Origin of the sequence: Staphylococcus simulans, from assembly GCF_002902285.1 — a bacterium.
Lineage (GTDB): Bacteria > Bacillota > Bacilli > Staphylococcales > Staphylococcaceae > Staphylococcus > Staphylococcus simulans.
Map to the genome: position 1 here is coordinate 42,683 of NZ_PPRU01000026.1, position 6,493 is coordinate 49,175.

A 6,493-nucleotide genomic window follows, 5' to 3' on the forward strand; every position below is an offset into this window, starting at 1 on the left:
CGCTTAACAAAGCATATGATCATGCTGAGTTGAGGGCGTGTTTTTGTATGTATTAAGGTCGAGCATATCATGTATACCGATAAAGAGATTCTGCTTTGAAAATAGAACAATACCTTAAGTTTTTTACTTTTTCTGTTGTATATTTTCAATGAAATATAAGTCTAGCAAGATGAGTTCTTTTACTGTGTTTAAGATGATATGAGAATTGATAGTTATTTTAATTGATTTTGTTTTATGTTGAAAACGCTTTAAACACAAGTGCTTTGAAAAGTGTGTCGGAAGTTATCTCTTTTAAAAGGTTTTAAAATTTTTAGTAAAACTTGTGTAAATCAATAAATTTTTTTACATCTTCCAAAAAATTAATGATAGAATTGTGTAGAACAATTACACACGAAAGAAGTGAAACATTTAATGCCTAGAAAACAGCAACACGATGTATTATTCGATAAAGAATTACGAAATAAATACCACATTAGAAAATTTAGCGCAGGGATTGCTTCAGTTCTATTTGGAACACTAGTTTATACATCCCTGGATCAACAAGCACAAGCTGCAGAAAACACTGATACCGCTATTGTAAATCCTACAACACAACCAGAAACAAACGGTGACACTGCAACTGCGGAGTCAACAAAAACACAAACAAATGAAACAGTGAATGATTCTCCTACTCCACAAGACACTACGATTCAACAACCTTCTGTTGATAATCAAACAAGCGAAACAGCAACAAAACCTGAACCTGTAACAGCACCAGAAGTATCACAACCTACAAAAACAGATACAACGCAAACTGATGCGCCGAAAGTTGATACACAAAAAGCAACAGAGCCATCGACAGATGCGCCAAAAGAAGCTGCGACTACTGAAGTTAAAGCTACTACTGTTACGCCATCAGAACCTGCTGTTCAACCTGCAGATGCTGAAGTTGCGACAAGAGCTGCCGCTACTACCGATACAACAACGACAGAAGCACCTGCTCAACCAATTACGAATACAAGTGCACCAGCACCCGCTGCGAACGCACATCCTGTTGAAAAAATCCAAGGAATTAATGAGCAAGTTTATGCGAAAGAGATTCCTGTATATGAAAAATCAGAAGCTGCAAGAACAGCAAGAATGCAACGTGGTATTTATCAAGCAAGAGAAAGTTTAGGTTTGATTGTACCGCAAAATAAAAAGCTCTATATCAGACAAGCACAAGGCAGTAATGAAGAAGATTTACGTGTAGATTTGATGACTAACGATAGACAAACAGTTCGTAATGCGACAGTTTCTAGAGACGGAAGCTGGACACAAATCTCTACAACTATGGATAGCGGTGCCTTCGTACGTATTCCAACAGGTTTAACTAAAAAACCAGTTGTAGAATACTATGTTGAAGGTGATGCTGGCGTCACACTGCCTACTTACCGTAAAGGTGGAGATAAAGCAGCATTTGATGCAGATTGGGCTGCTCGTAATACAAGCTATGGTTATGTAGACGGCGATAAAATTGCTTTCTTAGTACCGAATGTGGACCGTGAACGCATCGCAAACTTAGGTAAAAACCCAGGCCAATGGGGCTTTAAGAACTTAGATGACATGATCGGTTATTATGAGGATGTTATTAATCATTATGATAAATGGGTTGGCTTAAATGATGACATTAATTCTGTCCACTATAATGTCGGCCAAAAATACTTTACGATTGCGGATGCTCATGGGCCAGGTCTTGCTTATTACTCAACAAACAATATGGGATCTAATAACCCATCTATGTCAGGTTATCTTGAAAGAGGTTGGTTAGCACTGCATGAAGTCGGTCATGGTTATGATGGTGCAATGACGTATGATCCTAAAATGAATTTAATTGAAATTGAAAACAATATTTTAGCCAACCAATATCAAACGACTATCATGGGTGTCAAAGACGGTTGGGCTTATGAAGGCAGACAAGAAAGCATGCAGAAAGATTTCCATGAGCGCGTAATGGATGGAAGAATGAATTTCTATAATGCAGGTTTCCGTGGCAGTCTTGATTTCATGACAAAAATGGTGCGTTTAACGGGCATTGAAGGCTTTGCGGATATGTGGAAAGGTATTCGTCAAGAAGAAGCGGATATGGGCAAAGCAGGTAAACCATTTGAACAAGATGTACCGAGATGGATTACAACGTATTGGTTAGCTGATAACGGCATTAATGGCACAGCCTACTTTGATTTATACAAAGTGAAAATGCCACAAGCTTTAAAAGATGATTTAGACACTTACAACAATACATTCACATACCCATTAGCAGCATTGATTACTAATCCTGAGGAACAACAACGTATTAAAGATAAATTAGGTTTATCTACGATTTATGAACTTGTAAAATCATCAGATTTAGCTGATACGGCGATTCATGAAGATGCACAAGTGAATGTGAATTTAAATGGACAAGTCTTACCAGATAACGTCAAAGTAAGCTTGATGGAAGGCACACAAGAAATTGCGAGTGCAGAAGTTGTAGATGGTAAAGCTGCATTCTCTAATTTACGTGCAGGTGTTTATAAAATTGTCGCACCTCTTTCAACAACAGACGCATTACCTGAAAGTGAATATCTCGTAGTTAGAGAAGGCGGTAATAATCAAGCAACGCTTGATTATCCTAAAAAAGATGATATCCAAAACAACATTACACAAACCATCTCACTAAGAGGATTAGGCAACTGGGAAATGGCTACAGTCAACTATAATCCAGATACTAAACAAGTAACGTATAAACAAAATCCAGGACAACCACATTTATACTTCACTGATGAATATGCACATGTAACTATTCAAAAAGCAGATGGTACGACAGTATTAGATAGAACATTAGTTGGTAACAAAAGTCTTGCATCAGAACTGCAAACTTTCGATTTAGAATATGGCGATAAAGTTATCGTTCGCCATCGTGAACCAGCGGCTCGTCGTGTGTTAGTCAGAAATGAAAACAAAGATAATGTAGCGATTTCTAGACAAAATGCTGAAAAAGAAATATTAACTTATACACTAACTGATAAAGGATTTATTGTAGATGGTGAAACACAAGCGGATGCAAACCGTCGTTATGATGAAGAGATTAGAAAAGATGTAACACACGTAGCAGAAGAAATTAAAAATCATCCTGAGAGAGATTATCGCAGAGAACTATTTAATGTCTTCACAGGTGTTGAATATGCTGATCCTGCGATTAAGGAAGAATTGCTACAAATCTTAAAACCCATTAGTTGCGGTTTATCAAGTTGATACACCAACTGTGGACAAGGTAGAAGCAGGTGCGACAAGCATCAGCGGTAAAGGTGAGCCAGAAAGCACAATTACACTTACTTTTGCGAATGGCAAAAAAGCAGAAGTAGAAGTTGATAAAGATGGGCAGTGGACAACACAATTACCAGAAGGAACATCTTTAGAACATAACGATGTTACACAGGTATATGCAACAGGTAAACACGGTACAGTATCTGAACCGATTTCTGTCAAAGCTTTAGATACAGTAGCACCTAAAGCACCAGTGATTAACGCAATTGAAGCTGGTAGTCAGACAGTAACTGGAACAAGTGAACCATTAAGTAAAGTTACGTTAACGTTGCCAAACGGTACAACAAAAGTAGTCGACGCAGACGATAAAGGCGTTTGGACAACTACATTAGAAACACCGTTAATACATGACGCAGTAATCAAAGCAGTAGCTTCAGACGCAGCAGAAAACAAATCAGTAGAAGCGACTCAAACGGTAAAAGATACAGTAGTTCCAGAAGCACCAGTAATCAACACAATCGAAGCAGGAACTAAAGTAGTGGATGGAACAAGCGAGCCATTGAGTACGGTGACATTAACGTTGCCAGATGGCACTACTAAAGATGTTAAGGTAGATGACAAAGGCGTTTGGACAACTACATTAGAAACACCACTAGCACATGACGCAGTAATCAAAGCAGTAGCTTCAGACATGGCAGGTAATAAATCACCAGAAGCGGCACAAACTGTGAAAGATACAACAGCACCAGCAACTCCGACAATCGATAAGCTTGAAGCGGGAGACAAAGTAGTAAACGGAACAAGCGAACCACTGAGCACAGTAACATTGACGTTGCCAGACGGTAAAACAACAGAAGTAAAAGCAGATGCAGACGGCAAGTGGACAACAGAATTAGTTGAACCATTAACACATGACGCAGTAATTAAAGCAGTTACGTCAGACGTAGCGAACAACAAATCGCCAGAAGCGACACAAACTGTGAAAGATACAATAGCACCAGCCGTTCCGACAATTGATACGATTGAAGCAGGAGCTAAAGTAGTAAATGGCACAAGTGAACCATTAAGCACAGTGACATTGACATTGCCGGATGGTAAAACAACAGAAGTGAAAGCAGATGCAGATGGCAAGTGGACAGCGGAATTGGCAGAACCGTTAGCACATGACGCAGTGATCAAAGCAGTGGCGTCAGATGTGGCGAACAACAAATCATCAGAAGCGACACAAACTGTGAAAGATACAGTAGTTCCAACCATTCCGACAATCGATGCAATTGAAGCGGGAGCTAAAAAAGTAAGCGGAACAAGCGAACCATTGAGCACGGTAACTTTAAAATTACCGAACGGCAAAACTGCAGAAGTTAAGACGGACGATAAAGGTGTTTGGACAACTACACTAGAAACTCCATTAGCACATAATGAAGTTATTAAAGCAGTAACATCAGACGTAGCGAACAACAAATCACCAGAAGCAACACAAACTGTCAAAGATACTGTGGCGCCGAAAGCACCTATTGTGAATGAAATTAAATCTACTGATCAAGCTATAGGTGGTTCGGCAGAGCCTAATTCAAATGTGTTTGTAGTATTAGCTAATGGTAAGATTTTAGAAACTAAAGCAGATGCAGAAGGTAATTGGAATGTTGAATTACTAGATGGACAATCTCTTATAGGTAATGAAACTGTGAAAGTATATGCTAAAGATTTAGCGGAAAATCAATCTGACACAGTTGAAAGTGAAATTGTGTTGGTTGAAGTGCCAGCCGAGCCGGAGGTAGAAACACCAGCAGAACCAGCACCAGACGTAACACCAGAAGTACCGGTGGAAGAAACAACACCGACAGAGCCGGAAATTCCAGTCGAAGAAGTGCCTGAAGTACCGGCCGAGCCGGAACCAGAAACACCAACAGAACCAGCACCGGAGGTAACACCAGAAGTACCGGTGGAAGAAACAACACCAACAGAGCCGGAAATTCCAGTCGAAGAAGTGCCTGAAGTACCAGCCGAGCCAGAGGTGGTAACACCGACAACACCTGTACCAGAGGTAACACCAGAAGTACCGGCAGAAGAAGCAACACCGACAGCACCGGAAGTACCAGTTGAAGAGATTCCAGAAGTGCCATCCGAGCCAGAGGCAGAAACACCAATAGAACCGGCACCAGAAGTAATACCGGAAGCACCTGTGGAAGAAGCAACACCGACAGAACCGACATCAGGGGTAACGCCAGAGGAACCGGTAGAAGAACCAACATCGACAGGATCAGAGACTCCAGTTGAGAAAGAACCAGTAAAAGAAACAGAAGAAACGTCTACTGAAATTTCTCCTTCTAAAGAAGATACAGTAGTAGAGTCTGAAAAAGAGGAAGAAAATGATGAAGTTACTGTTGAAAACAATGACACATCAAAAGAAAGCACTGGTGAAGTAACTACACACAATGACATAGAAAATGTGAAAACAAAATCAGTGAAAAAAGATGTTCAAGATAAAAAATCAACAACTTTAAACTCTAAAACTTTTACTCATAAAAAAAGAAAGTAAGACTAATAAACAAGCATTACCTGAAACAGGTAATGAAACATCATCAATGCCGTTATTAGGTTCATTGTTGACATTGTTTGGTTTAGGTTTTATCGCAAGACGCTTTAATAAGAACGAAAAAACAGATAAATAAGACTGAGGGTAGTCTAAAGTAAAAATGCCATGGTAGGGATTGAACCCCATTACCATGGCATTTCTTTATTTATAAAGTGAAATTGAATTATCCAATATCTCCTAGAGTCGCAACCATCACAGCTTTGATAGTGTGCATACGGTTTTCAGCTTCTTGGAATACAACAGAGTGTTTACCTTCGAATACTTCATCTGTAACTTCCATTTCTTTTAAGCCGTGTTTTTCCTCAATTTGTTTACCGATTGTTGTGTCAGTGTTGTGGAATGAAGGTAAGCAGTGTTCGAAAATAACATGTGGGTTACCTGTTTTTTCGATCATGTCTTGGTTTACTTGGTAAGGTTTCAATAATTTGATACGTTCTTCCCAAACTTCATCGGGTTCACCCATAGATACCCATACGTCTGTGTAAAGTACGTCTGAATCTTTAACACCTTTATCGATGTCGTCTGTTACTAAGATTTCGCCACCGTTTTCTTCAGCGATTTCTTTACAACGGTTCAATAATTCATCCGTAGGATTCAATTCTTTAGGGCAAACAAGGTTGAAACGCATAC

The 6,493-nt window shown here is 39.4% G+C and carries 4 protein-coding genes; 3 read left to right on the top strand and 1 reads right to left on the bottom strand.

Going from position 1 to position 6,493, the window contains the following annotated elements; genetic code table 11:
- Positions 1-411: 411 nt before the first annotated feature.
- The 3 genes from CD112_RS07265 to CD112_RS13970 are packed head-to-tail and all read left to right on the top strand — an operon-like array spanning position 412 to position 5,939.
- Positions 412-3,255 carry a putative mucin/carbohydrate-binding domain-containing protein gene (locus CD112_RS07265; protein ID WP_103364076.1) on the top strand — a complete coding sequence of 948 codons (2,844 nt, stop codon included), beginning with the start codon at positions 412-414 and terminating at the stop codon, positions 3,253-3,255.
- A 10-nt stretch (positions 3,256-3,265) separates the two neighbouring features.
- Positions 3,266-5,806, top strand: coding sequence for an Ig-like domain-containing protein (locus CD112_RS07270; RefSeq protein WP_103364077.1), 2,541 nt, complete (start codon positions 3,266-3,268; stop codon positions 5,804-5,806).
- Positions 5,790-5,939, top strand: a complete 150-nt coding sequence (locus CD112_RS13970) for an LPXTG cell wall anchor domain-containing protein (protein WP_103364078.1) — start codon at positions 5,790-5,792, stop codon at positions 5,937-5,939. Before CD112_RS07270 ends, CD112_RS13970 begins: the two co-directional genes overlap by 17 nt.
- Before the next feature lie 87 nt (positions 5,940-6,026).
- Here the strand turns inward: CD112_RS13970 and CD112_RS07280 are convergent.
- On the bottom strand, positions 6,027-6,493 hold a 467-nt coding region (locus CD112_RS07280; protein ID WP_506546930.1), incomplete at its 5' end, for a Rossmann-fold NAD(P)-binding domain-containing protein.